The sequence below is a fragment of the Rheinheimera pacifica genome, from assembly GCF_900108485.1.
GTDB classification, from domain to species: domain Bacteria; phylum Pseudomonadota; class Gammaproteobacteria; order Enterobacterales; family Alteromonadaceae; genus Alishewanella; species Alishewanella pacifica.
Genome location: NZ_FNXF01000003.1, coordinates 54,715 through 80,334, shown reverse-complemented (window position 1 = coordinate 80,334; position 25,620 = coordinate 54,715). Strand labels below are relative to the sequence as shown.

At 49.3% G+C, this 25,620-nt stretch carries 23 protein-coding genes and 1 tRNA gene; 8 read left to right on the top strand and 16 right to left on the bottom strand.

What is annotated here, in order from left to right:
* Positions 1-76: transfer RNA gene (locus BLW68_RS04875), tRNA-Glu, on the top strand.
* 84 nt (positions 77-160) lie between these two features.
* Here BLW68_RS04875 and BLW68_RS04870 read toward each other — a convergent pair.
* Positions 161-751, bottom strand: a complete 591-nt coding sequence (locus BLW68_RS04870; RefSeq protein ID WP_092790869.1) for an arylesterase — start codon at positions 749-751, stop codon at positions 161-163.
* On the opposite strand from BLW68_RS04870, the gene BLW68_RS04865 reads away from it, so the two are divergent.
* Positions 750-1,457: an ABC transporter ATP-binding protein gene (locus BLW68_RS04865; RefSeq protein WP_092790866.1), complete on the top strand. Its 708-nt coding sequence runs from the start codon at positions 750-752 to the stop codon at positions 1,455-1,457. The two genes, BLW68_RS04870 and BLW68_RS04865, sit on opposite strands and share 2 nt — an antisense overlap.
* Positions 1,447-3,933: an ABC transporter permease gene (locus tag BLW68_RS04860; protein ID WP_092790863.1), complete on the top strand. Its 2,487-nt coding sequence runs from the start codon at positions 1,447-1,449 to the stop codon at positions 3,931-3,933. Before BLW68_RS04865 ends, BLW68_RS04860 begins: the two co-directional genes overlap by 11 nt.
* Here the strand turns inward: BLW68_RS04860 and BLW68_RS04855 are convergent.
* The 5 genes from BLW68_RS04855 to BLW68_RS04835 form a co-directional block, all read right to left on the bottom strand.
* The gene (locus tag BLW68_RS04855; RefSeq protein WP_092790860.1) at positions 3,930-4,823 is read right to left on the bottom strand and encodes a TIGR01777 family oxidoreductase; all 894 of its coding nucleotides are present in this window, start codon (positions 4,821-4,823) and stop codon (positions 3,930-3,932) included. The genes BLW68_RS04860 and BLW68_RS04855 overlap by 4 nt on opposite strands.
* 45 nt (positions 4,824-4,868) lie before the next feature.
* Positions 4,869-5,234 carry a dihydroneopterin triphosphate 2'-epimerase gene (gene folX / locus BLW68_RS04850; RefSeq protein WP_092790858.1) on the bottom strand — a complete coding sequence of 122 codons (366 nt, stop codon included), beginning with the start codon at positions 5,232-5,234 and terminating at the stop codon, positions 4,869-4,871.
* Between the two features lie 91 nt (positions 5,235-5,325).
* Positions 5,326-6,633: an ATP-binding protein gene (locus BLW68_RS04845; RefSeq protein ID WP_092790856.1), complete on the bottom strand. Its 1,308-nt coding sequence runs from the start codon at positions 6,631-6,633 to the stop codon at positions 5,326-5,328.
* A 1-nt stretch (position 6,634) separates the two neighbouring features.
* Positions 6,635-7,312 carry a response regulator transcription factor gene (locus BLW68_RS04840; RefSeq protein ID WP_092790854.1) on the bottom strand — a complete coding sequence of 226 codons (678 nt, stop codon included), beginning with the start codon at positions 7,310-7,312 and terminating at the stop codon, positions 6,635-6,637.
* Positions 7,312-7,569 carry a PepSY domain-containing protein gene (locus tag BLW68_RS04835; RefSeq protein ID WP_092790852.1) on the bottom strand — a complete coding sequence of 86 codons (258 nt, stop codon included), beginning with the start codon at positions 7,567-7,569 and terminating at the stop codon, positions 7,312-7,314. The genes BLW68_RS04840 and BLW68_RS04835 overlap by 1 nt, the downstream gene beginning before the upstream one ends.
* Positions 7,570-7,928: 359 nt before the next feature.
* Here BLW68_RS04835 and BLW68_RS04830 point away from each other — a divergent pair, with 359 nt between their 5' ends.
* Positions 7,929-8,243 (top strand): ComEA family DNA-binding protein, encoded by a 315-nt coding sequence (locus BLW68_RS04830; protein WP_092790850.1) that lies wholly within the window; start codon positions 7,929-7,931, stop codon positions 8,241-8,243.
* Positions 8,244-8,262: 19 nt separating this feature from the next.
* Here the strand turns inward: BLW68_RS04830 and BLW68_RS04825 are convergent, their stop codons facing one another.
* The 8 genes from BLW68_RS04825 to BLW68_RS04790 form a co-directional block, all read right to left on the bottom strand.
* Complete coding sequence (locus BLW68_RS04825) at positions 8,263-9,483, bottom strand: EAL and HDOD domain-containing protein (protein WP_092790848.1); 1,221 nt, start codon at positions 9,481-9,483, stop codon at positions 8,263-8,265.
* Between the two features lie 110 nt (positions 9,484-9,593).
* Positions 9,594-11,105, bottom strand: coding sequence for a sodium/proline symporter PutP (putP, locus tag BLW68_RS04820; RefSeq protein WP_092790846.1), 1,512 nt, complete (start codon positions 11,103-11,105; stop codon positions 9,594-9,596).
* 227 nt (positions 11,106-11,332) lie between these two features.
* Positions 11,333-12,991, bottom strand: coding sequence for a BatD family protein (locus tag BLW68_RS04815; RefSeq protein ID WP_092790844.1), 1,659 nt, complete (start codon positions 12,989-12,991; stop codon positions 11,333-11,335).
* Positions 12,985-14,793, bottom strand: a complete 1,809-nt coding sequence (locus BLW68_RS04810; protein ID WP_092790842.1) for a vWA domain-containing protein — start codon at positions 14,791-14,793, stop codon at positions 12,985-12,987. Before BLW68_RS04810 ends, BLW68_RS04815 begins: the two co-directional genes overlap by 7 nt.
* On the bottom strand, positions 14,783-15,511 hold the full coding sequence (locus tag BLW68_RS04805; RefSeq protein WP_425438494.1) for a vWA domain-containing protein: 729 nt from the start codon (positions 15,509-15,511) through the stop codon (positions 14,783-14,785). The genes BLW68_RS04810 and BLW68_RS04805 overlap by 11 nt, the downstream gene beginning before the upstream one ends.
* Positions 15,512-15,767: 256 nt before the next feature.
* Positions 15,768-16,256, bottom strand: coding sequence for a DUF4381 domain-containing protein (locus tag BLW68_RS04800; RefSeq protein ID WP_092790838.1), 489 nt, complete (start codon positions 16,254-16,256; stop codon positions 15,768-15,770).
* Positions 16,249-17,193, bottom strand: coding sequence for a DUF58 domain-containing protein (locus tag BLW68_RS04795; protein ID WP_092790812.1), 945 nt, complete (start codon positions 17,191-17,193; stop codon positions 16,249-16,251). Before BLW68_RS04795 ends, BLW68_RS04800 begins: the two co-directional genes overlap by 8 nt.
* Position 17,194: 1 nt before the next feature.
* Positions 17,195-18,148 (bottom strand): AAA family ATPase, encoded by a 954-nt coding sequence (locus BLW68_RS04790; protein ID WP_092790808.1) that lies wholly within the window; start codon positions 18,146-18,148, stop codon positions 17,195-17,197.
* 199 nt (positions 18,149-18,347) lie between these two features.
* Here BLW68_RS04790 and fadI point away from each other — a divergent pair, with 199 nt between their 5' ends.
* From fadI to BLW68_RS04775, 3 genes are all read left to right on the top strand, one after another.
* Positions 18,348-19,658 carry an acetyl-CoA C-acyltransferase FadI gene (gene fadI, locus BLW68_RS04785; protein WP_068235366.1) on the top strand — a complete coding sequence of 437 codons (1,311 nt, stop codon included), beginning with the start codon at positions 18,348-18,350 and terminating at the stop codon, positions 19,656-19,658.
* Complete coding sequence (gene fadJ, locus BLW68_RS04780) at positions 19,658-21,790, top strand: fatty acid oxidation complex subunit alpha FadJ (protein WP_092790805.1); 2,133 nt, start codon at positions 19,658-19,660, stop codon at positions 21,788-21,790. The genes fadI and fadJ overlap by 1 nt, the downstream gene beginning before the upstream one ends.
* Before the next feature lie 68 nt (positions 21,791-21,858).
* The gene (locus BLW68_RS04775) at positions 21,859-22,056 is read left to right on the top strand and encodes a hypothetical protein (RefSeq protein ID WP_092790802.1); all 198 of its coding nucleotides are present in this window, start codon (positions 21,859-21,861) and stop codon (positions 22,054-22,056) included.
* Positions 22,057-22,069: 13 nt separating this feature from the next.
* Here the strand turns inward: BLW68_RS04775 and hdfR are convergent, their stop codons facing one another.
* A complete protein-coding gene (hdfR, locus tag BLW68_RS04770) occupies positions 22,070-22,930 on the bottom strand; it encodes an HTH-type transcriptional regulator HdfR (RefSeq protein WP_092790798.1) in 861 nt (286 codons plus the stop codon).
* 129 nt (positions 22,931-23,059) lie between these two features.
* Here hdfR and BLW68_RS04765 point away from each other — a divergent pair, with 129 nt between their 5' ends.
* A complete protein-coding gene (locus BLW68_RS04765) occupies positions 23,060-23,407 on the top strand; it encodes a MaoP family protein (RefSeq protein WP_068235379.1) in 348 nt (115 codons plus the stop codon).
* 51 nt (positions 23,408-23,458) lie between these two features.
* On the opposite strand, the gene BLW68_RS04760 is transcribed toward BLW68_RS04765, so the two are convergent.
* On the bottom strand, positions 23,459-25,606 hold the full coding sequence (locus tag BLW68_RS04760; RefSeq protein ID WP_245728267.1) for a putative bifunctional diguanylate cyclase/phosphodiesterase: 2,148 nt from the start codon (positions 25,604-25,606) through the stop codon (positions 23,459-23,461).
* Positions 25,607-25,620: the final 14 nt, after the last annotated feature.

Sequence of the window (25,620 nt, the reverse complement as noted above, 5' to 3'; positions counted from 1 at the left end):
GTCCCCTTCGTCTAGAGGCCTAGGACACCGCCCTTTCACGGCGGTAACAGGGGTTCGAATCCCCTAGGGGACGCCACTTCGCGTCATAGCACTAAATCACCAATACACATCCGCTAACAAACTCATCCTTGAGTCTTTACCTATTCTGTTTCAAAATCCATTAGTCTGTTTTTAATCCGGCCAATAACTTGCCGACAAATTCGCTAATCAGCGGCTGCGCCTGGCTGTTCGGATGTATGCCATCCGGCAGCATGAGTTCACTGTCAACAGCAATGTCGTCCATAAAAAACGGCCAGAGGGTTATTTGGTGTTTTTCTGCCAGTTGCGGATATAAATCACTGAATTGCTTGCCGTAACGTGGTCCATAGTTTGGCGGAATGCGTATTTGCATTAACACCGGCACGGCATTACTCTGCAGTATCAGTGCAATAATGTTGTTCAGGTTCGATTGCACAGTATCAATGGCAAAACCGCGCAGGCCATCGTTACCGCCAAGCTCAATTAATACCGCGTCTGGTTGATGTTGTTTTAACAGTGCGGGTAAACGCGCCAATCCGCCAGCGGTCGTTTCACCGCTGATGCTGGCATTAATCAGCTGCCAGTCTTCCTGTTGCTGTTGTAGCAGGTGAGGCCAGCCCTGTTGTTGTTGCATGCCATAAGCTGCACTGAGGCTGTCGCCCAGGATCAGTAATTTTTGTGCGAAACTGGCCTGACTGAAGAATCCGATTAACAAAATTAAGAAAATACGCATGATGAAAATACCTGAAGTTCATATTAAAGCGGTTAACCTGGCTAAGAGCGTCAAAGTTACCGATGGTTCACTCACTATCCTGCATGATATCAGTTTGACTATCAATCGCGCTGAGACAGTTGCTATTGTCGGTGCTTCCGGCTCTGGTAAATCAACATTGCTCAGTTTACTGGCCGGGCTGGATGTGCCTACGGCAGGTGAAGTACATCTGGCCGGACATACTTTACACACTTTGTCAGAAGATCAGCGTGCGGCAATCCGCGCCAGAGATGTTGGCTTTGTATTTCAGTCTTTTTTGTTATTACCCAGCCTTACTGCGCTGGAAAACGTTACTTTGCCAGCCGAGCTTGCCGGCGATAAACAAGCAAGACAGCGTGGGCTTGAATTGCTGCAGCAGGTTGGGTTGGCACAGAGGGCGCATTTTTATCCGGCGCAATTATCCGGTGGTGAGCAACAGCGTGTTGCAATTGCCAGGGCATTTATTACACGGCCTGCAGTACTGTTTGCCGATGAGCCTTCAGCAAACCTTGATGCTACAACAGGGCGTAAAATTGAAGATTTACTGTTTAGTTTAAATGCTGAACAGGGCACTACACTGGTGTTGGTAACGCATAATGATGAGCTGGCAGCCCGCTGTCAGCGGCAATATCGTATGCAAGCCGGGCGTTTTGAAACAGCAAATGAGGAAATGGCTCATGTGGGCTAGTATTGCCTGGCGCCTGTTCTGGCGTGAACTGCGTCGCGGCGAGCTGTGGGTTATCGCTTTTGCTTTGTTCCTGGCGGTGGGTTCAGTGGTGAGCCTCAGTGGCATTACGCAAGGTGTGAAAAGTGCATTGATGCAGCGCAGTGCCCAGTTTACCGCGGCAGATAAAGTTCTGCGCTCCAGCCAACCGTTTGATATGGCAGTGATAGAACTTGCGCAGCAGAATAACCTGGCAACGGCGCAGCAAATGCAGTTCGATTCTATGCTGTTCGCCGGTGACAGTATGCAGCTGGCCACAATAAAGGCGGTTAGCGACAGCTACCCGCTACGTGGAGAGCTGTTACTTAAGGCGTCGGCAGATATCAACTCTGGTGACTATGCCAGCCTGACACCCGGTACGGTTTATGTTGAAGAGCGCTTGTTTAATTTACTGGGTGTAGCACCGGGCGATCAAATTGAAATAGGCATGCTAAGCCTTACCGTGAAGGGAGTTATTGCAAATGAACCTGATGCGCCACTAAGTGTTTTTGGTGGCTCGCCACGCGTACTGATGCACCTGGATGACGTGAGTGCAACACAAATTGTGCAACCGGGTAGCCGTATTGGTTATCGTTATTTATTTGCCGGTGCCGCTTCAGATCTTGCCAGTTTTGAAACACAGATGACACCACAACTGACTGCACATCAACGCTGGCAGGATATGGACCGCGAATCAGCTATTGGCAGCGCACTGGAACGGGCCGAGCGCTTTTTGTTGCTTGCAGGCTTGCTGGGGATTGTTCTGGCAGCTTGTGCCGCTGCTGTCGCTGCGGGGCGTTATAGCCAGCGCCACACCCAGTCGGTAGCCGTAATTAAGGCGCTGGGGGCCACTACAGCGCAAATCAGACTTATTTATGGCAGCCACTTGTTGCTGGTTGTTATGTTCAGTCTGTTGTGCGGTGCTATTGCCGGACAGCTAACCATTGAAGCTGCGCAGTGGGGCATTACGCAGTTTCTTAGCGATTACAGAGCAGAGTTTAGTTGGCGGCCACTTTGGCTGGGCATATTAACCTGTGTAATTTGCGCCTTGTTGTTTGCTGCCCGGCCGATGTGGCGGTTGTCTCAGACTGCTGCGATTGATGTATTAAAACAGCCGGTAATAAATCTGGGGCTGGATAAGCTGCAACTGGTATCTGGTGCCGTAGCGATCTGGGGCTTAATGTGGTTGTTTAGCGGTGAATTTATCTTAAGTATTGGCTTGTTTGCACTTTGCGGCTTATTTGCCTTACTGTTGCTGGCTGGTGCCAGCTTACTGGTACGGCTGGCAAAACCGGTAGCTGCCGGACAAAGCAGTGCCAGACGTCTGGCTTTGGCCAACTTGCGACGCCGGCTTTGGGCAAACAGTTTTCAGTTAATTACATTCAGTCTGGCTATTTTCCTGGCATTGTTATTATATTTTCTGAGGGCAGAATTAATTGGCCAATGGCAGCAGCAGATACCGCCAGGGGCGCCAAACCAGTTTTTGGTTAATATTACTGAACAGCAACGCAACGACCTGAACCAGTTTGCTGCGCAACATGCGTTGCAGCTGGACAGTTATTATCCGGTGGTGCGTGGCCGCTTAGTATCGATTAACGATGAACAGCTGCAGGAAGAAGCGACTAAAGAAGATCGTAGCCAGCAGCGTGTTGGGGTGGGGCGTGAGCTAAACCTGACCTGGCTGTCAGAGCTGCCAGCCAATAATCAAATCACGGCAGGCAACTGGTTTGACAGCAACGCCACTGCACAGGTGTCGGTTGAAGCTGAGCTGGCTGAACGGCTGGCGCTGAAACTGGGCGATTCGGTGGTATTTTCTATTGGTGGTGAGCCGCTGAGCGCTCAGGTAAGCAGTATCCGTAAAGTGGACTGGAATAGTTTGCAGCCTAATTTTTACATGATTTTAAGCCCGGACTTGCTGGCCGATTTTCCCGCTACCTATATCACGGCATTTTATCTGGAGGCTGAGCGTAATCAGTTACTAAACCAACTGGCGCGTTTAATGCCAACGGTAACAGTGATAAGCGTAGATAATATTATAAAACAGGTAAACGATATTATTGAGCAGGTAACAGTGGCACTAAGTTTTATTCTGGTGATTATTTGTCTGGCCGCCGGATTAGTGCTGGTGGCTCAGGTACAGGCCACGCTGGAGCAACGTGAGCAGGAGCTGGCCATTTTACGCACTTTAGGTGCCCAGTATGCGTTCTTGCGTAATGCGCTGATACTGGAGTTTGCTTTGCTGGGGGCAATGGCGGGTTTATTTGCCACTATTCTGGCGGAGTTGATGCTGGTGATAGTACAGCAACGCGTGTTTAACTTGCCATTTCAGCTGCATTACACCTTATGGTGGCTTGGGCCTGTACTGGGTGTTGTAACAGTAACTTTACTAGGGTGGTGGCAGCTAAAGCGTCTGCTGCGCATCCCTGGTGCCCAGTTAATGCGCAAAGTGCTGCAGGGTTAACCTTGCAGCGCTTTTAGTGCATCGGATAGTTGAGAGTATTTAAACGCAAAACCGGCATGTTGCAGTTTTGCCGGTATAACCCGTTGGCCGGTCAGTAGCAGATCGGCCATTTCACCCAGCATAAGTTTAAGCACAAAGGCCGGCATTGGCAGTATAGCGGGGCGATGCAATACTTTGGCCAGTTGCTGGCTGAATTCCGCATTGGTTACCGGGTTAGGGGCAGTAGCGTTAAATGGGCCGGTTAAGGTAGGGTGTTGCAGCAAGAAGTCTGTTAAACGCAGCATGTCTTGCAAATGCACCCATGACATATACTGCTCACCGTTGCCAATACGGCCGCCCAGGCCGAGTTTAAATGGGAGCAGCATCTTTTTTAACGCTCCACCTTCGTTTGCCAGCACTATACCGGTACGCAATAAGCAGACGCGGGTATTGGCAGATTGAGCCGCCAGCGCCAGTTGTTCCCAGCGCTGGCATAGCTCAGATGAAAATTCAGCATGAAACGGCTGGTAATCTTCATCAATAAACTGTTGCTGCTGACGGCCATAAATACCGATAGCAGAACCGCTGATCAGTACCGACGGCGGTGTGCTGGCGGCTTTAATCGCGCCAACCACTTGTTCTGTTATTGCCCAGCGGCTGTCACACAGCAGTTGCTTTTGCGCATCACTCCAGCGTTTACCAACGATAGGTTCTCCAGCAAGGTTTATCACTGCATCAATCTGGTTAAAATCAACCTGCTGTAATGACTGAACCGTGCGTACCTCAGGCCCCAGTTGCTGTTGAGCTTGGGCTGGATTACGTGTTAGCACGACCAGCTTATGTTGGTTAAGCCAGTGTTTTACCAGCGCAGAGCCAATTAAACCGGTGCCGCCGGTTAGTAAAATATGCATAGATACACCTTGCTGACAACGCTGAAGACAACTTCAGTATAGAAGTTATTTATTCAGCGACAGGGTAAGCGATACGGAATCGGCAAAACGCAGTGCGTGTGGTTTATCAATTTCTACTTCGGCATAGCGCACTGAAGGGTGTTCAGCAGCAATAGCCAGCACTTCTGCTGTCAGTTTTTCCAGTAAAGAAAAACGTTGTTGCTCCACCAGAGCGATAATTTTTTTAGTAATAGTGCGGTAATTAAGCGCCTTGTCCATATCGTCAGTGTTGGCTGCATCATTAGCGCTGTAATGAATTTTTGCGTTAATAACAACATCTTGCTTATTGTTTATTTCTTCGTCTTTAATACCAATATAGGTACGTAAACGTAAATTTTTAATTTTTATTACAGCAGGGTTATTCAGTTCCATCGGGTGGTATCCAACTCAAATTAGACAGTCTAGCATGCTATTACGCCTGGTTTGCCCGGCGCGATCAACGCCGGGACACCGCAGAGTGTATTTAGTTAAATTTTACACTAAAACGGGCGCCACCCAGCGGGCTATCATCTAATACCAGTTCACCGGAATAAGATTCAACCAACTCGGCAACAATAGCCAACCCTACGCCATGGCCTTCGCGATAGGTATCCAGCCTGGTGCCGCGCTCAAACAGCTGTTTACGTTTTGCTACCGGTACGCCCGGGCCATCGTCTTCCACACAGAGGCTGAACGGATTTTGGCGGATAGTGACATACACCTGATGCCGGCAGGCTTTACTGGCATTGTCGAGCAGATTGCCAAGAATTTCCATTAAGTCTGTTTCATCACCGCGAAATACCGCATTAGCCGCGCAATCTACGGTAAAAGCGACATTCTTATCACGGTAAATTTTCTGCAGTGCAGAGGTAAGCTTCTCTATTAATGGTTTAACCGTAATTTGTTTTTTCCAGATATCCTGGCCTGAACTACTGGCACGTTTTAGCTGGTGTTCAATCATGGCGGTAATACGGTCAAGCTGCTCTTTAAGCTCAGGTTGCTGGCTAAGAGCAGAGGTTTGTAACACTGCAACCGGCGTTTTCAGCGCGTGAGCCAGATCACTGAGGTGATGGCGGTAACGTTGCTTTTGCCGATTTTGGTTTTGCAGCAGTAAATTTAAGTCTTCTTTAAGAATACTCAGCTCAGCAGGATAGCGGCCGGTGAGTTGCTCCTGGCTGCCATTTTCGACCCGGCGGATTTCATGATCAAGCCGCGACAGCGGTTTTGTCGTCCAGTAATAGGCCAGTAGCATTAACAACAACAGCATAATACCTATGCCGATAAACCACTGAATTAATGTCGCGCGAAATGTTTTTTGCGGGGCTATCAAACGTTCATGTGTTTGCACCACATGCATACTCAGCGGCCGGGTATAATCTTCGGCATCAAATAACAACGAGATCGACAAAATCCAGTATTGCATACCGTGTTGCGTAACCGAGCGGAATAAATGCTCACCTGGCGGCAGCTCTTCGGTTGGAGGCACAAAATGCTGGTTCAGTGACGAGTCTGACTGCCAGACTAAGTCTTGTTCATGGGTAATAAAAGCGCTCAGGCCAGAGTCTGGCCGATAAAAATCCGGCGCCAGAGTATTGTTGATTAGCTCAACTTTGTCTTCTGACACACTAAGTTCAGATAACATAGCGTACATATGCACTTCCAGCTTCTGTTCTGTGTTAGTCAGAAGCTGGGTGTAAAATGCACGGTCAATTGCCAGAAAAGAGCTGGGAAGCAGCAGCAATAGCAAAAAAATGCTGATCAGCAGTTGCCTCAGCTTTAATGACAGCGTCATATCAGGCTACTGTCATTGTGAAGCGATAGCCTCTGCCACGCAGCGTTTCTATTGGCTTGGTTTCACCATCAGGGTCCAGCTTTTTACGTAGCCGCAGCACAAAAACTTCAATAACATTGCTGTCCAGATCAAAGTCCTGATCATAAATATGCTCAGTCAGCTCTGTTTTGGATATAACCTTATTAGGGTTAAGCATGAAGTATTCCAGCACCTTATACTCGTAAGCGGTCAGGTTTATTTCTTCTTCACGAACCCAGACCTGCTGCGTTCGGCTATTCAGAGCAATAGGGCCTGCAGACAGTGTCGGTTCCGGCTGTCCGGCAGCACGGCGGATTAACGCGTTGCAACGGGCAAGCAGTTCTTCGGTATGAAAGGGTTTGGTCAGGTAGTCATCAGCCCCAGCATCCAGGCCTTCAACTTTTTCCTGCCAGCTGCCGCGGGCGGTCAGCACAATAATAGGCGTTTTCAGCGCTTTTTGTCTGGCTTTGCGGATTAGTGTCAGGCCATCCATTTTGGGCAGGCCGATATCAATAATTGCCAGGTCGTAGGGGTATTCAGACAACTTGAACCAGCCATCATCACCATCAACCGCAACGTCAACACTGAACTGTTGTTGCTGCAGTTGTTCTTTTATTTGCTGAGCCAACAGGTTTTCATCTTCAACAACTAATAAACGCATTAATTTCCTTCCCTTTGCACCTGGCCGGAACGGCCATCAACTAATACTGTTACCACACGGCCATCAGATTGTAACACCCTGATGCGATAATTTTGTTGTTCGGTCTGCACTTTGACGATTTTACCCGGATATCTCTGCTGGGCCAGTGTTGCTGCTTGTTCTTTTGTCACAGCAGGTCGTTTTGGCGATGTCATGGCCGCTGTGGTAGCACTGAACAGCAGTGCAGTTATGATCAGAAGTACCTTAGTGCGAAGCATTGTTCTCTCCAGAATGTATCAGCGGTACTGTACCGAACTATTAATTCAGCGGCAATCATCAATGTGTGTCAAAGACTTATCTTTGTTTTTTCAACACCCATCAGCACCTATTTTAAGCTCCTGCATGCAGCTTAGTAGCGCATGTCTTAATTAGCGCTGAATGTTATTTCTGGCAAAATTGAAATAAAGTTAATTAATATTTGCAAATGTGAATTTATTGGCTAATTTAAAAGTGTTGGCATTTATAGATCTCCGATGCTGATTGAGTTGCCTGCCTGCCGGAATAATGCCAACCGAGGCGTGGCAGGCTGTAGTCGAGGGAGTCTTCAGGGATAGGAGAGCACTTTAAGGATGAAACGATGAAAAAATTAGCTATTGCTGTGGGTATGACATTATTAACGTTAGCGGCTAATCAGTGTCTGGCACAGACACAACCTGCTGCTGAGGTGACCAAGGCCAGCGCTGCTGCGCACAATGTACAGAAAGTAAATATCAACAATGCCACACTGGAACAACTCGATGCAATTCCCGGTTTGGGCAAGAAAAAAGCTCAGGCTGTGCTCGATCATATTGCTGAGAACGGCCCGATTAAAGATCAGGCACAGTTAACTCAGGTAAAAGGTATTGGCGATAAACTGGCGGCCAAAATTGGCCCTTATCTGAGCTACAACTAGCCCGGTGTAGCCCTTGTGATTAGTCTCCAAGGGCTTTCATTTGTTCGTTCGCCCATTGCACTGCCGTATGATAGGCATCGGGTACTTTATCTGGCGGTAATTGCAGCATATTTATCGCCTGATTAGCCTCTTGCCACAGGCCCTGTTCATAAAACTGGATCAGGGTAATGTATTCAGACAATACACCTTGGCGCATTACCAGCGCATCTTTAATTTCCCTGGCTAAAGGCAGTTTGCTCATTACGCTGTCTATAGGCTCGTCCAGTATTGCATCCATTAGCGACATCATGCCGGTAAGAAAGGCTTTGGCGGTATCTACTTTGCCATGCAGTTCGGCAATACCTTCGGCAAAACGGGCGCGGGTCATCGATAAACGCATTAGCTCTGCGGGTTTATCACTGCTGATTTGGGAGGTAAATAATAAAGACAAAAATTTCTTCAGCTCAGCCTGGCCCAATACCACCAGCGCCTGCTTTATGGTTTCAATTTCTGAGCGGCGTTTAAAAATAGTCGAATTGCTATAGCGGAGTAACTTGTATGACAGATGTACATCACGCTGAAATACCTGAGTAATTTTACCAAGATCCAGATCTGATTTAGATGTTTCATACAGCAATTCCGCCAGTGTCATTTGTGCCGGTGACAAGGCCTTGCTTTGCATCATTTCGGGTTTGGAGAAGAAGTACCCCTGGAAGTAACTAAAGCCCAGATCAAGGGCTACCTGAAATTCTTCGTTAGTTTCTACTTTTTCTGCCAGCAACTTAATATGCGGGAAATCAGCAATGGCTTGCTTAATGTCGGTAATAGTATCGGTTGAGGTAGAACGAAAATCGATCTTTATAATGTCGATAAAGGGATAAAAATGCCGCCACACCGGCTGATGAATATAATCATCCAGGGCCAGTACATAGCCTTTTTCTTTTAAATCCTGGCATTCGGCCAGTAAGCGTTTACCTGGTTGTATGGTTTCCAGTATTTCTACTACAACCTGCTCTTTGGGTAGCATACTGGGATATTTTTTTTGCAGCGTATCCAGCGTGAAATTAATAAAGCCGGGCTTATCGCCAAGAAAATCATCTAAGCCAAAACTAAACTGGCTGCCTTCAACCATACGTGACGTTGCTTCGTCGCCATCTATGTCCGGAAATGCATTTTCAAGGCCGTCGCGAAATAACAACTCGTAGGCGTACAATTCTTTATTACGGTTAAGAATAGGTTGGCGGGCCGCATAAAAGTACATAGACGTCTGGTCTCATAAGGAAACGCTGAATTTGTAATTTAGCAAAAAATTGTCAGCCGGGGATACAACTTTTTGTTGCTTCCCGGCTGATCTGCAAAAAGTAAATACTTTTACGCCTGTTTCAGTTTAACCAGCATCTGTTCAAACAGCTGTTTTACTTCAGCAGAAGGCTGCTTTGTTAGTTTACTTACCAGAATAATAGTTGCAGTGCTGATAATAACGCCAGGAACGATGGCATATACCACACTATTTAACGTTTCATTATTTTCCAGCACCGGAGCGTAAATCCAGAATAATACAGTAACAGCACCTGATATTATGCCGCTAAGTGCTCCGGCAAAGGTCATACGGCGCCAGTACAAACTTAGCACCACCAGCGGACCGAAAGCGGCACCAAAACCGGCCCAGGCATTACTCACCTGTTTGAGAATAGAGCTGTCTCTGTCATAAGCCAGAATTATGGCAACCACGGCCACCAGCAAGACCGACAAACGGCCAATTAAGACTAATTCACCCTGGCTGGCATCGCGTTTAACAAATATCTTATAGAAATCTTCAGTTAATGAACTGGATGTAACCAGCAACTGAGAGGAAATGGTACTCATAATAGCGGCCAGAATTGCGGCTAACAAAAATCCGGATATTAACGGATGGAACAAAAACTGTGAAAACACGATAAAAATCGTTTCCGGATCGCTGAGAGACATTTTAGTGTTGGCGACATAAACTACGCCGACCAGGCCGGTGGTAACGGCGCCCAGCAGGGTAATAAACATCCAGCTGATACCAATACGGCGGGCAGTTTTGATATCACGTATGCTACGAATAGCCATAAAGCGCACAATAATATGCGGCTGGCCAAAATAGCCAAAGCCCCAGGATAATAGCGAAATAATGCCTAATGCAGATAGCGCTGTACCTGTTTTTGCGTCTATAAAAGGGTTGAGCAGCGCGGGATCAATACTGTTTACCTGGGTGACAACGGCGCTAACCCCCCCCAGATGGTCCAGTGCCACCACCGGTACCAGAACCAGCGATACAAACATAATGCAGCCCTGCACAAAGTCGGTAATGCTCACGGCAAGAAAGCCGCCAAACATGGTATAAGCCACCACCACGCCGGCGGTAACATACAGCCCCAGCTCGTAACTCAGGCCGAAAGAGCTTTCAAACAGCTTACCGCCGCCCACTACGCCGGACGAGGTATACAAAGTAAAGAAAATAACGATAACCAGCGATGAGACCACCCGTAGTATGCGGGTTTTATCGGCAAAGCGGTTTTCAAAGTAATCCGGGATGGTAATAGAATCATTGGCAACTTCGGTATATACCCTTAGCCTTGGCGCGACAATAATATAATTGAAAAAAGCGCCGATTAATAAGCCGACAGCCATCCAGCCACTGCTGAGACCGTTTAAATACATGGCACCGGGTACCCCCATCAACATCCAGCCACTCATATCTGAAGCTCCGGCGGATAAGGCTGTTACGCCCGGGCCCAGTTTGCGGCCGCCGAGCATATAGCCGGATACATCACTGGTAGAGGTTCGGTAGCCGTATAGGCCAATACTAAGCATGGCAAGAAAATAGATCGCAAGTGAAATAATTGTGCCTGTTTCCAAAACAGTTTCTCCTTATTAAGCTGCTCTAAGCTTTAGTTAACCCGCGGCTAACCAAAAACCGGTGGCTAACCCAAAAATGGGCCTAACCAAAATGCAGTACAAAAAAATACCTGATACGGGATCAGGCTGAGTTAACGTATTTATGCTAACAAGTTGCGTGCATGCTTACCAGCGTTAAACGGTAAGCATGCACGCAGGGCGGGTAAAGTGTGCTAAGCGGTAAACTGCTATTGCGGATAAAGGGGTTGCAGGCTGTCTGAAGCGCCGGCCTCTTTTCTGCCTGCATCATATTGCTGCCAGGCTTGCCATAGGTGCTCACCTTGCCAGGCGTTGCTATTACCATACAGCGCTGCATTGAGTTTAATAAGCTGGTTTTTGAGTTCGGCCGAGTGAATATAAGCACTCATCTCAGTTAGCGACTGACAACGTTTGTCCAGCTGCTGATGAGCAAAGCGCAACAGCTCTGCTTTAGCGGCAGTGGCATCGCCTTGTTTGCAGGCGCGTTTAAGTTCAGAGCTGTTAAAGCGTACCCGGCTTTGTGTTCGCGCGGCAGGCCTTACGGGGGCTTTTAACCGCCATAACACATAACTACCAAGCAGAGTTAATAGCCAGACAGCCAGCAATAAACTGCTTATATAGTTCCATTGCCATGGTGAGGCTTCGCTGCTGCTGGCAGGTGTTGCTAAAGGCGGGGCAACATTCAGCGCAGGCGATATAGTTGTGGTTGGCTCTGCAGCGCCGGCAATAGCCGCAACACGCAATGTGCGGACGGGCAGGCGGGCATGTTCAAGTTTATTGGTCTGGCTGTTCCACCAGGCTAAAGACACCTCCGGCAGTTCCAGTTCTCCTGCTGTATTGGCAATAACTGCGGTGGTAAAAATCTTTTGTGCCACCAGGCGGCCATTACGTTCCGCACTTTTAGCTTGTGGCTGCTCCTGGTATAGCCGCAGGCCATCAGGAAACCCCTGGGTTAAATCGGGTAACTGGTTCTCTGCTACGTCTACCGCAGATAATGTAATAATGCGGGTCACCGGCTCGCCTTGTTTTAACTCGGTGATATCCGGGCTCCACTCTTCGGTTAATGTTACCAGACCGGCTACCAGCCAGTTGCCGGGAAAATTAGCCGGAATGGCATTTACCACTACATCTATCGGTTCAGCTTGCTGCACTACCGTTTTAGTGCGGGCAAAATAGTTATAGCGGGCGCTGTCCCGGTCAATCATTTCTCCGCTGAAGGTGGGCGGCGTGATAGTGAAGTTACCACTGCGCTGCGGTGTAATAGCGTAACGGCGGGTAATAGTGCGGTAGCGAATGCCGTTAACCAGTTCTGTGCTTTCGGCATCCTGGCCAACCTGCATAATACTGGCGCCGTCCATTTGCGGCTCTGATAACGAACCGCGCTGTAAATCACCGTTAAAATAAATCGTTACCTGATAATAACTCAATTGCTGCACGTACAGCTGTTGCTGCTCGATACTGCCTTGTAGGAACAGTTCGGTATTGCTATTGGTGTTATTCTGAGCCGTTTCGTTAAGCACCTCTAAGCTGATAGGTTTTGTGCTAAGGCCCTGCAGGGTGAAAGCCGGTATGGTATAGCTGCCGGCTTTTTTGGGTAGCAGCACAATTCTCCAGATGGTGCTCTGGCTCGACTGGCCGTTAATGATCTGGGTACTGGTACTTACCGATGGCACCATTACAGTAAAATCCTGCTCCAGCACTCTGAAATTAATGGCATCGGCTGCAACTCTGGCGTTAGCCGTAACTTCCAGCGTAACGGCTTCACCGCGCAAGGCCGGGTTTTTATCAACGCTGGCGCTAAGCTGTGTCAGCGCCTGTAACGGTAAACTCAGCAGCAGCACGGCTGCCAGCAGAACACCTTTTACCATTGTTCATCAACTCCCTTGGGCAAACGCTGTTGTTGGCGTTTTAAATACTCTAAATACATTTTATTGCGTAGCAGCAGGGCAGGGTCGTCCTGCACTTTACGCAGCAGATTATCCAGCTGCTGTTGCTCTTCGGGCGTGGCATTAGGCCAGGCCTCATGTACCGCTTGCTGCTGTTGCTGTTCAGCCTCATCAGCCTGGGCTTCTTCTTCTGCCTGCATTTGTTGCGGTTCAGGTTGCTCTTGCTGCTCAGGCTCAGCATTTTGCTGTTGTTGCTCGCTTTGTTGTTGCTGCGATTCACTGTCGGCATCGGCATCGCTCTGTGAGCTGTCGTCGCTTTGTGATTCGCCATCAGCGTCTTGCTGTTGTTGTTTATCGCCGTCCTGTTGCTGTTGATCCTGCTGTTCTTGTTGCTGTTTTTCCTGTTCCTGCTGTTGTAGCAACTGTTGCATTAAATCAGCATTTTGCTGTGCCGGAGTAAAGTCTTTATTGTGTTGCAAAGCCTGCTGATAAGCCGCTAATGCTTCTTCATAGCGTTGCTGCTGTGCCAGGCTGTTACCCAGATTATGTAGGGCATCCGCGCCGGGGTTTTGCTCTGCCGCCTGACGAAACGCCTGCTCTGCAGTGGCATAGTCACCACTACGGTAGGCGGCGTTGCCTTGCCACAAAGGATCGGTAAACTTCTGCTGTGCTGCGGCAAAATCACCACTGGCATAATCTTGTTTGGCTTGCTGTTGTTTGGTTTGCCATAAGTCGCGCCATTCCACGGCATCTATCTGATAGGGTAATAACATTAATACACCCAGGCTTAGCAGGCTGCTGTATTTACGTTGCAACAAAAGCAGTGGTAACAATAACCAGACCAGATAAACGGCATTGTCCTGCCATTGGTCGCCCTGAATTTGCTTGCCTGTATCTGCCTGATCCAGTGCCGAAAGCGCCGGTAAGTTAAGCAGATCATCCAGCGCATTAGCCGAGGCAGTCGCCTGTACATACACCCCACCGCTGCGCTTAGCCAATGCCGCTAACTGAGCTTGTGGCAGTTTGGGCACCACTACTGCACCTGTAGCACTTTTTAGCAGTTCGCCACTTTCCAGTTTAACCGGTGCGCCAGCTTCAGTACCAAAACCTAGGACTGACAACCGGTGGGGCCAGTTATTCAGTAAATCCTGCATCTCACGTAAACTGTTGTTGTCAAAACCATCAGTAAAAACTACTACATCGCCTCTGATATAACCGGCCTGACGCAGCAGTTTATCTGCCTGTTGCAGTGCAGCCAATAAATTAGAACCCTGTGCCGGCATAATTTCGGGTTTTAAATCGGGGATCAGTAAACGGATATTATTGTGATCCGGCGTTAGCGGCGAAATAACAAATGCATCGCCGGCAAAGCTGAGCAGGGCCAGTTCGCCTTCTTTTAGCTGCTGGGTAAAATCCAGTGCGGCAAAGCGCTGCTGTGTCAGCCGGTCGGGCGCCATATCGGTAGCGCGCATCGACAACGACATATCCAGTACCAGTACGGTGGCTTTTTTCAGCGCAAATGCCGGTTGCGGCAGTTTTTGCCAGCTGGGGCCTGCCAGCGCCAGTGTAGTGGTAAGCCAGCACAACAACAGCAATGGTAATGCCAGTGGTTGTTTCTTTATCAGTAGCTGGCCACCGAGTAATACCTGCTGTAAATGCGGCGCAATAAGGCTGTGCCAGGGGCTTTGCTCGCGGCGGTAATAATATAACAATACAGTAAACAGCAGCACCGGCAGCGCAGCCAGTAACCATAAGGGGCGTAAAAAGTGAAAATCAGCCAGCATGTTTAAATACTCCACGCCAGTATATGTTGCGGGCTGCCAGCACAAATGACAGCAACAGCGCCAGCGCCAGCGGCCAGTGCAGCAGGCTGCGCTGTGGCCGGTAGGTTACGCTGTCGCGCTCTATGGGTTCCAGTTGGTCTATCAGTTGGTAAATCTGGTTTAGTTCATTTAAATCGCGGGCCCGGAAGTAACGGCCGCCGGTTTCGCTGGCCAGCCGGGTTAATAAGGCTTCGTCCAGATCCTGAGATGGGTTAATCATGCGCCGGCCAAAGACGCTTTGTTGCATCATTTGCTCTGCACCGACACCAACGGTATGAATTTTTACCCCGGCGGCTTTGGCCAGTTGCAGGGCTTCAAGCGGTTGAATATTACCGGCAGTATTGGCACCATCGCTAAGCAAAATAAGCACTTTGTTTGAACTTTCATAAGTATTTAGCCGCTTTACCGCTAAACCTATAGCTTCGCCAATAGCGGTGCGGGTGCCCACCAGGCGTAACACGCTGTCATCGAGCATTTTTTGCACGGTGATTAAATCAAATGTCAGCGGTGTTTGCTGATAAGCGGCATCGGCAAATAAAATTAAACCAATTCGGTCACCCTGACGGCGTTTAATAAAGTCGCTTACGACCAGTTTTACCGCATCGAGCCGGTTAATGCTCTGGCCCTGATGCTGCATATCAGCAATTTCCATTGAGCCGGATAAATCCAGGGCCAGCATTAAATCACGCCCCTGCTGTGGTAAAGATACCGGCTCACCCAGCCAGCGCGGTTGGGTGGCAGATACCACCAGTAACAGCCAGATTAGCATTGCCAGTACGGAGCCAAAACTGAACCAGCTGCGATCAGCTTGTTTATCAGATGAGGCCAGTTTAGCCAGGGCGGGCAGGGTTAAAGCTGCTTCTGAGGTCGCACGGCGTTTTAGCCGCAGTAATAAAGGTGCCAGCGCCAGCAGTGCCAGCCAGGGGTAACCAAAATCAAGCATTGGCTGCCTCCGAGCTGTTGGTTGCGGTGGTTTGTGCTTTACCGCGATAGTTGCTGAGCCAGGCTTTGGCAAACTGGTAAAATTGCTCATTAGCGCTGGTGTCGCTACCCGCCTGATACAACAGGCGGGTCAGATCCGGTAAGGGCTTATTGTGCTGCTGTGCCAGCCAGCTTTGCCATTGCTGAACAGGCATCGTTAACGCCGGGTGCAATGGCTGATAATGTTGCAGCACCCGCTTTAGCAGTTGATTAATCTGTGCCGCTGCATCGGGCTCAATCGATATCTGTTCCAGCAGCTGTAAAGCCTGACGTCTGGCGGCAAAATAACGCCAGCGTTTATATAGCCGCAGCAGTAAATAAGCCAGGGCAGCAAGTCCTGATATCAGTAGCAACCACCAGAGCGGTGCCAGCGCAAAGCCTGTTTGCAGCGCAGGTTCACTGATATCGGCAAGCTGGTCTAACGGCGAGTGTGTATCAGCCATACCACTTTCTCTCTAATTGGCTTAGTACCGGCTCGGCAGCGCTAACCGGCAACCATTTACAGCCAAGCTGGCTGATGTGCTGCTGCAATAGCTGCCGGGCATTTTGCTGCTGGCTGGCATAGCGTTGTTTTAGTGTGCTACTGCCAAGTTCAATATAGCCGGTGTCAGTGCCGTCACTTACCGCGGCAATGCCATGGCTGTTTACCGGTAGCATTAAATCCAGCGGATCGCTGATAGGGCAGCAGGTTACTTCGTTGTGCTGGCGAATGGCGCGAATATGGCGCAGGCCATCATCATTAAAATCATTAAAGTCCGACAATACATACACCAGGCTGCCGGGGCGAACCAGACGGCGCAACTGGCTGAGCGCTTCGTTTAAACTCAGGCCGCGGTTACCACTGCTGGTTTGATGTACTTCTGTTAACGCATGAAAGTAACGCAGTACACCATGGCTGCGGCTATGCGGTTTCAGCTCAAAGTGTTGCTGCTGGCTAAATACCAGGCCGCCGAGTTTGTCGCCTCGTTGTTTAACATGCCAGGCAATCAGCGCGGCTAAGTGGGCAGCCTGTACCGACTTAAACAGTAAGCTGGAGCCAAAGCGCATGCTATTACCAAGATCGGTCAGAATAAATACCGGCCGCTCTTTTTCTTCGCGAAACAGCTTAGTATGTACTTTGCCGGTGCGGGCAGTAACACGCCAGTCAATGGTGCGCACATCATCACCGCTCTGGTAATGCCGTACTTCATCAAACTCCATGCCACGGCCTTTGCTTTTGGCCAGATAAGTACCTGCCAGTTTGCTTTGAATTGCCATACCGGGGGTTAAATTAAGCACTTTGGTATAACGCTGATACCACAGCAGTTCTGTCAGGCCAGGCGCCGTGCCGTTAGTGCCGTTTTGTGCCAGCCATTGCTGGGCAGACAACTGAACGCTCATATCAGGCAGATGGTACCAGACGCAGAATTTCGCTCAGTACATCATCAGTAGTGATGCCTTCCGCTTCTGCTGCATAGGTCAGAATTAAACGGTGGCGCAGGGCGTTGTGAAATACTGCCTGAATATCATCGGGTGTGACAAAATCACGGCCCGCCAGCCAGGCTTTGGCCCGGGCACAGCGCTCTACGGCAATAGTGGCACGCGGGCTGGCGCCATAGCCAATCCAACTGGCCAGTTTATCGCTGTATGCTTTAGCATTACGCGTTGCCATTATCAGCTGCACTATATAATGTTCCAGGCTTTCAGCCATATGCAGTTGCAAAATGGCTTTACGCGCAGCAAAGATATCGGCCTGACTAATCGGCGACACCGCCGCCTGTGTGCCAGATAGTGCTTCGCCGCGAGTTAATTTCAGTATCGCCAGTTCAGTAGCGGCATCCGGGTAATCGACTTTTAAGTGCAGCAAAAAGCGGTCGAGCTGGGCTTCAGGCAGGGGGTAGGTGCCTTCCTGCTCCAGTGGGTTTTGTGTCGCCATAACCAGAAACAGCTCTGGCAACGGGTAAGTTTTGCGGCCAACGGTAACCTGTTTTTCAGCCATAGCTTCAAGCAGTGCAGATTGCACCTTGGCCGGGGCACGGTTTATTTCGTCAGCCAGAATAATATGATGAAACAGCGGGCCGCTTTGAAATTCAAACTGGCCGGTTTCTGGGCGGTAAATGTCGGTGCCGGTTAAATCGGCCGGTAATAAATCCGGTGTAAACTGAATGCGGTGAAACTGGCCTTCAACGCCATGCGCCAGCGCATTAACGGCGCGGGTTTTGGCCAGGCCCGGTGGGCCTTCTACCAGTAAATGACCATTAGCCAGCAACGCCAGCAATATTCCCTCAGTAAGTTCAGATTGACCCAGTACCTGGCTGTCCAGATAGGCTTTTAAGCCACAAAACGCATTTACCATAATGTTATCTGTCTTAATTAATTGGATTTATTGGTTGTTTTATCGCCATTGGCCGAAAAAACGGGCTAGGCTAAGACGTTATAACCTAAATATGGTTCCGTTTGCATTAAAACAAGTGTTTTAATTTTCAGCGACTGTCGTTACAATCGATCGCAACAATACAGGTCAGACCTGTAATATTGATAACAAGAGGAACATTATGAGCTCGCCAATTAAACTTACCACCCGCCAGGGCGACCGAATCGCCATCGTCAGCGGCCTGCGTACACCGTTTGCCAAACAGGCGACTGAATTTCATGGTGTTTCTGCACTGGATTTGGGCAAACTGGTGGTAAACGAGCTACTGATCAGAAGCGAGCTGGATGTAAAATTAATTGAGCAGGTGGTGTATGGTCAGGTAGTACAAATGCCTGAAGCTCCCAATATTGCCCGCGAAATTGTACTGGGTACCGGCATGAATGTGCATACCGATGCATTTAGTGTTACGCGGGCCTGTGCCACCAGTTTCCAGTCTGTGGTCAGTGTGGCTGAATCGATGATGGCCGGTATTACCCAAATTGGTTTAGCGGGCGGGGCCGATTCCAGCTCAGTGCTGCCGATTGGGGTTAGCAAAAAGCTGGCCCGGGCGCTGGTCGATTTAAACAAAGCACGTACCTTCGGCCAGAAGCTGGCTATTTTCCGCCGTCTGGGCTTAAAAGATTTACTACCGGTGCCGCCGGCTGTAGCCGAGTACAGCACTGGTTTATCGATGGGCGATACCGCCGAGCAAATGGCAAAAACCCATAATATCAGCCGGGCCGATCAGGATGCGCTGGCACACCGCTCGCACAGTTTAGCGACCCAGGCCTGGCAAAGCGGTGTGATGAAAGATGAAGTAATGACTGCACATGTGGAGCCCTATTCGCGCTTTTTAGATATTGATAACAATATCCGTCAGGATTCTAAGCTGGAGTCCTACAGCAAATTAAAACCGGTATTTGACCGGGTGCATGGCACCGTGACCGCAGCCACCAGCACGCCGCTGACCGACGGTGCATCTGTGGTATTAATGATGACAGAAAGCCGCGCCAAAGCGCTGGGGTATACGCCGCTCGGTTATATCCGCAGTTATGCTTTTGCAGCGATAGATGTATATGACGACATGCTGATGGGGCCATCTTATGCCACACCGATTGCACTGGACCGTGCAGGCATGTCTTTAAATGATTTAACCCTGATTGAAATGCATGAAGCCTTCGCAGCGCAAACGCTGGCTAATGTGAAAATGTTTGCCAGCAAAAAATTTGCTGAAGAAAAGCTGGGGCGTTCAACTGCTATCGGTGACATTGATATGACTAAATTTAATGTTCAGGGCGGCTCACTGGCTTATGGCCATCCATTTGCGGCAACCGGTACCCGCTTAATCGTGCAAACTCTGAATGAATTAAAACGCCGTGGTGGCGGTATTGGCTTAACCACGGCGTGCGCAGCCGGTGGTTTAGGCGCGGCGATGATAGTGGAGACAGAATAATGACAACAACCAATAGTTTTAGCCTGCAAATTCGCGATGATCAGATTGGCGTTATTACGATGGATATCGCCGGTGAGTCGATGAATGTATTAAAAGCGGAATTTGCAGACGAGATCAGCAGCTTGCTGGCTGACATTAAGGCCAACAGTCAATTAAAAGGCCTGGTATTTATCAGTGGCAAGCCCGACTCCTTTATTGCCGGGGCGGATATTTCGATGCTGGACGGCTGTAAAACTGCCGAAGAAGCACAAGCCATCGGCCGCATGGGCCAGCAAATGTTTGATCAGCTTGAGCAGTTGCCTATTCCGTTAGTGGCGGCTATTCACGGCCCTTGCCTGGGTGGTGGTTTAGAGCTGGCAATGGCGTGCCATGCCAGAGTTGCCAGTAATGATAATAAAACCGTGCTGGGCCTGCCGGAAGTGCAGTTGGGGTTATTACCCGGCAGCGGTGGTACGCAGCGCCTGCCGCGTTTAGTTGGCCTGCAAAAAGCACTGGATATGATATTAACCGGCAAGCAACTGCGTGCAGCGCAGGCAAAAAAAGCCGGGCTGGTGGATGAAGTGGTGGCAAACAGTATTCTGTTAGACGCTGCCGTGAAGCGCGCGCTTAAAGGTAAGCTAGAACGCGAGCAGCCAAAATTAAACCTGGTTGGCAAAGTACTGGAGCGTACCCCCTTTGGCCGCAATATCTTATTTAGCCAGGCACGCAAGCAAACATTGCAGAAAACCCAGGGTAATTATCCGGCACCGCTGAAAATCCTTGATGTAATAAAAACCGGTGTTGATAGTGGTATGCAGGCCGGGTTAGCCGCAGAGGCCAAAGCTTTTGGTGAGCTGTGTATGACCAAAGAATCGGCTGCACTGCGTAGCTTGTTTTTTGCTACCACCCAGATGAAAAAAGAAAGCGGCGCCGGTGATACTAAGCCCAATAAAGTGCGTAAAGCTGCCGTGCTCGGTGGTGGCTTAATGGGCGGGGGTATTGCCAATGTTACTGCCACCAAAGCCGGTATACCGGTGCGCATTAAAGACATTAACGAGCAGGGGATCAGCAATGCGCTGAAATACAGTTACTCGTTGCTGGAGAAAAAATTCAAACGTCGTTTTATCAGCAAAGCTGAAATGCAAAAGCAACTGCTGTTAATCACCGGTACTACAGACTACAGCGGTTTTCATGATGCCGATATCGTGGTAGAAGCGGTATTTGAAGATTTAGCCTTAAAACAGCAAATGGTGGCCGATATTGAACAACATTGCAGTGAACACACCATTTTTGCCAGCAATACCAGCTCATTGCCAATAGGTCAGATTGCGGCCAAAGCGGCCCGGCCAGAAAATGTGATCGGCCTGCACTATTTTTCACCGGTAGATAAAATGCCGTTGGTTGAAGTGATAGCGCACGAGACTACATCGGCGCAAACCATCGCCACTACAGTGGCGTTTGCCCGCAAACAAGGCAAAACACCAATAGTGGTAAAAGATGGCGCAGGTTTTTACGTTAACCGTATTCTGGCGCTGTATATGAACGAAGCGGCCAATATCCTGCTTGAAGGTGAGCCGGTAGAGAAAATAGATAAAGCCTTAGTGAAATTTGGTTTTCCGGTTGGTCCGGTAACCCTGCTCGACGAAGTGGGCATTGATGTTGGTGCCAAAATTTCGCCTATTTTAACCACTGAGCTGGGCGAGCGTTTTGCTGCACCTGCCGCCTTTGACAAGCTGCTGGCCGATGGCCGCAAAGGTAAGAAAACCGAAAAAGGCTTTTACCTGTACGGCAAAAATGGCAAAAAAGGTAAAAAGCGGGTGGATGAAAGTGTGTATAGCGTACTGGGCGTTACGCCAGCCGCGAGGCTTAACAGCGATGAAATCAGCAACCGCTGCGTAGTACAAATGCTGAACGAGGCTGTGCGTTGTCTGGATGAAGGTATTATCGCCAGCGCGCGGGACGGTGATATCGGCGCCATCTTCGGTATTGGCTTTCCGCCGTTTTTGGGTGGGCCATTCCGTTATATCGATCAGTTAGGCGCCGCTAACCTGGTGGCACAGCTGCGTAATCTGGAAAGCCGGTTTGGCAGCCGTTTTGCACCAGCCCCGTTATTGGTAACGATGGCCGAGCAGCAACAGCGTTTTTATAACTAAAGCTTAACAGCAGCAATAGCAACAGGCCGGTATAATAACCGGCCTGTTGTCATTTTAAGGGGGTTGAGGTGTTAGTATTACCTGTAGTGTGGCTGCTTAGCGCCGCTGGTATTTATATTGCTGCGCTACGTAGTGGCATGAAGGCGTTTAAATGGGCGCTGGCGGCCTTATTTACCGGCCCGCTGCTGTTACCCCTGTTTAACAGCCACAAGCGCCTGCTGCTTAATAAAGCGCGTGGTCGCAATACGGTGTTATTCCGGCCCTGAATCTTTATTGCGCCTATTTAGCGGTACTGTGTAGTAAGGTACGCAACTGCGCAATAATATCGCTGATCTGGCTGCGTTGGGCGGCTTTGGGCAAGGATACGGCAAACAACTCCCGCGTCATTACCGGCGCATCTTCAATCAGGCGTAAGCTGGTATCTGCCAGCAGTTTTTTTACCATGGTATCGGGTAAATAGGCCGAACCTCCGCTTTGCTGCATCAGTTCCAGTGCAATACGGGCACTGCCGGTACGTAACTGTGGTGGCGGCAAATCAGGGAAGAAACGCGCATGCTGAATATCAAAGGCGGTACCCCAATCTACCAGAATATATTGCTGCTGCATGGCCTCTGCGGCGTTGTTGCTGGCAAAAGTGGTGACCGGCAATAGCTTTATATCTCCGAGCTTATCTATTTGCATTTCGTCTACTTTGGGCGCATCAAACAAAATAGCCAGATCGAGATGGCGCTCCAGTATCTGCCGGGCAATCTGATCTTTGCCCATTGATTCGGCCCGCCAGGATAAACCCGGCAGCGCTCTTTGGATGTTGATAAAGCCTTGCAATAAAAACGCATCCCACACATTAGCAGTAGCCGCGATAGACAGTTGTAAGGCCTGCTCAGCGCTTACCGTAACGTCTTGGCGGGCTCGTTGCAATGCCGTTAGCATGGCCTCAGCATGCGGTAACAGGCGCTCTCCGGCGGCGGTAAGCTGAATATTATTACGGTAGCGGCTGAATAGGTTAACGCCAAGTTGCTGTTCCAACTGACGGATGCGGAAGCTAACGGCAGACTGGGTCAGGTAGAGATTTTCGGCGGCTTTACCAAAATGCCTTGTACGCTGAACTTCTATAAAGGTTTTAAGCAGTTCGGTATCCAAATTGAATCCTTTAGTTTTTTTATGGTGTCGATAAAAAATATTTGTTTTACGACAGGAATTTTGTTAACCATACTCCGCACAGTTTAAACAGGCTGGCTTGATATTCAACGAGATTAGAGGAAAAAAGTGATGCAGCAAAGTTTTGTCGCTAACCGTCGCTTTTTCGATGACCGTAATTTCCCAAGAGGATTTACGCGGTCCGGGCGCTTTACTCTGGCAGAAGGTAACATGCTGGAGAAACATGGGGTGGCAATGCAGGAGCTGGAGCAGGGGAACCGTGCGCCAGTGAATGACGAGGAAAAACGCTTTATATTGGTGTGTAAAGGTGAAGAACCTGCCACCACAGCGTTTGAAAAAACCTGGCTGAAATACAAACAGCGTCTGGCAGAAAAGCGTAAGTTTCATACTGTGTTCGGTAAAAAGCGTATTGCCGATGGCAGTGACGATTTTTCTTATGTCGAGACCGACTCAGACTAACTTAAAGCCCCGTTACCGGGGCTTTTTTGTAGCTTTGGTTTGGGCATAAGTTTAGCTAAGCACTGGTACAGCAACCGGTTTATTGTGCTGTATTTTGTGCTGGCGTAAAAAGTCAGCAAAGTCATCAGCAGACAACGGTTTACTGTAGTAGTAGCCCTGGATCACTTCGCAGCGCAGTTTACGCAGCATCTCAAGCTGTTCTGCTTGTTCAACGCCCTCAGCTACTACCGTCAGGCTAAGGTTATGCGCAATGGTCACTATGGTGTCTACCATGTTACGGCCGCGTGCGGTGTTCATGTCGTCGACAAAGGCTTTGTCTATCTTCAGCGTATTGAGCGGAAATTGCTTTAAGTACGCCAGTGACGAATAGCCGGTGCCAAAGTCATCCATTGCCAGATGAATACCGCGGGCGCGTAGCTTTTTCATGGTGTCAATCGCCTGCGGCGGTGACTGCATTACCGTGCCTTCAGTAATTTCCAGTTCCAGGTGATAAGAGGGCAGTTCAGTTTCCTGCAGAATGTCGTCTATCTGTTCACACAAAAATGGCAGGCTAAACTGGCGTGAAGATAAGTTAACCGCAACCCGGCCCTGAAATAAATCCTGATCGATCCAGCGTTTTACATCCTTGCAGGCCTGGCGCAAAACCACTTCACCAATTTCTATAATCTGGCCGGTTTCTTCCGCTACCGGAATAAAACTGGCCGGGCTGATTAAGCCGCCCTTTGGGGTAATAAAACGCACCAGCGCTTCCATACCGGTTAGGCGGCCAGTGGCAATATCCATTTTGGGCTGATAATAAACGCTAAAATAGCTTTCTTTCAGGCCATGGCGAATAAGGTTTTCTACCTGCAGCCGCTTTACCGCCAGTTTGTTCATCGAGTCATTAAAAAACAGGTAGCGATTGGCGCCCTGGCTTTTAGCATGGTACATCGCCGTATCGGCGTTACGCAGCAGTGCCTGCGGATCGCTGCCATCATCCGGAAATAACACTATGCCAATACTACTGGTGATGGCCAGCTCGTGCTGATTGACCAATATCGGCTGGTTGATCAGCGCCAGCAGCTCTTTTGCCAATGAGGTAATAAAATGCAGATCGTTAGTGTGATCCAGCAGCATGGCAAACTCATCGCCGCCCAGCCGGTACAGACAATTCTGGTAGCGCTTATAATTACTTAAGCGATCCGCCAGTTTACACAACAGGTTGTCGCCAAGTTCATGGCCGAGGGAGTCGTTAATTTTTTTAAAATTATCTAAATCAAATACCAACAACGCATGCTCGGTTTTTTCGCTTACCAGCTGCGCCAACCTCTGCAAGAATACCGCCCGGTTTGGCAGGCCGGTCAGGGTGTCACTGCTGGCCAGCCGGCTTAACTCTGCTTCACGTAGTTTTCGTTCGGTAATATCAGAAAACACGGCAACATATTGGCTGACCAAACCCAGCTCATCTTTAATTAAATCGAACGTCAGTTCGGCCTGGTACACTTCTGCGTTAAGGCGTTGCTCGCGGATTTCACCACTCCAACTGCCATGCTGGTGCAGTGTATGGCGGATATCATGCATAAAACGGCTGGGATACATTGTCAGTTCAAAGCGGCGGTTTAGCATCAGTTCGCGGGACTTGCCGGTAATTTTACTAAAGGCCGGGTTGACCTCAATAATGTTAAAATCGGTATCACAAATTACTACCGCATCAGAAATAGTTTGCAGGCAGCGGGCAAATAGTTGCAGTTGCTCTTCAGTTTGTTTTAACTGGTGAATGTTTTTCAGTGTGCCGGTCATGCGGCTGGGCTTGCCATCTTTGCCAAACTCAACGGCTTTACCGCGGTCCAGTACCCAGGTCCATTGCTGATCTGCAGTTTTAAGCCGGTAGGTGGCTTCAAAGTGGCTGGTTTTACCTTCCAGATGCAGCTGTAATTGCTGGCAAACGCGGTCAATATCCTGCGGATGAATTTGTTGCTTATTCGGTGGCACATCGCTGCTGTTGGGTTGCAGTTCAACCGGATGCAACCAGGAAGTGGAGCGGTACAGCTCGCCATTGCTGATATTCCAGTCCCAAAGTTCATCGCCGCTGCCCCACAGCGATAGCCGCAGCCGTTCTTCACTGCTTTCGAGTTTTGCCTGGTAGCGGCGCATTTTTAAAATGCTGACATGCGCCAGAATTAAGGCGCCAAAAGAGCACAGCAGAACGGTGCTTAGCACATAGGGTTGTAAGC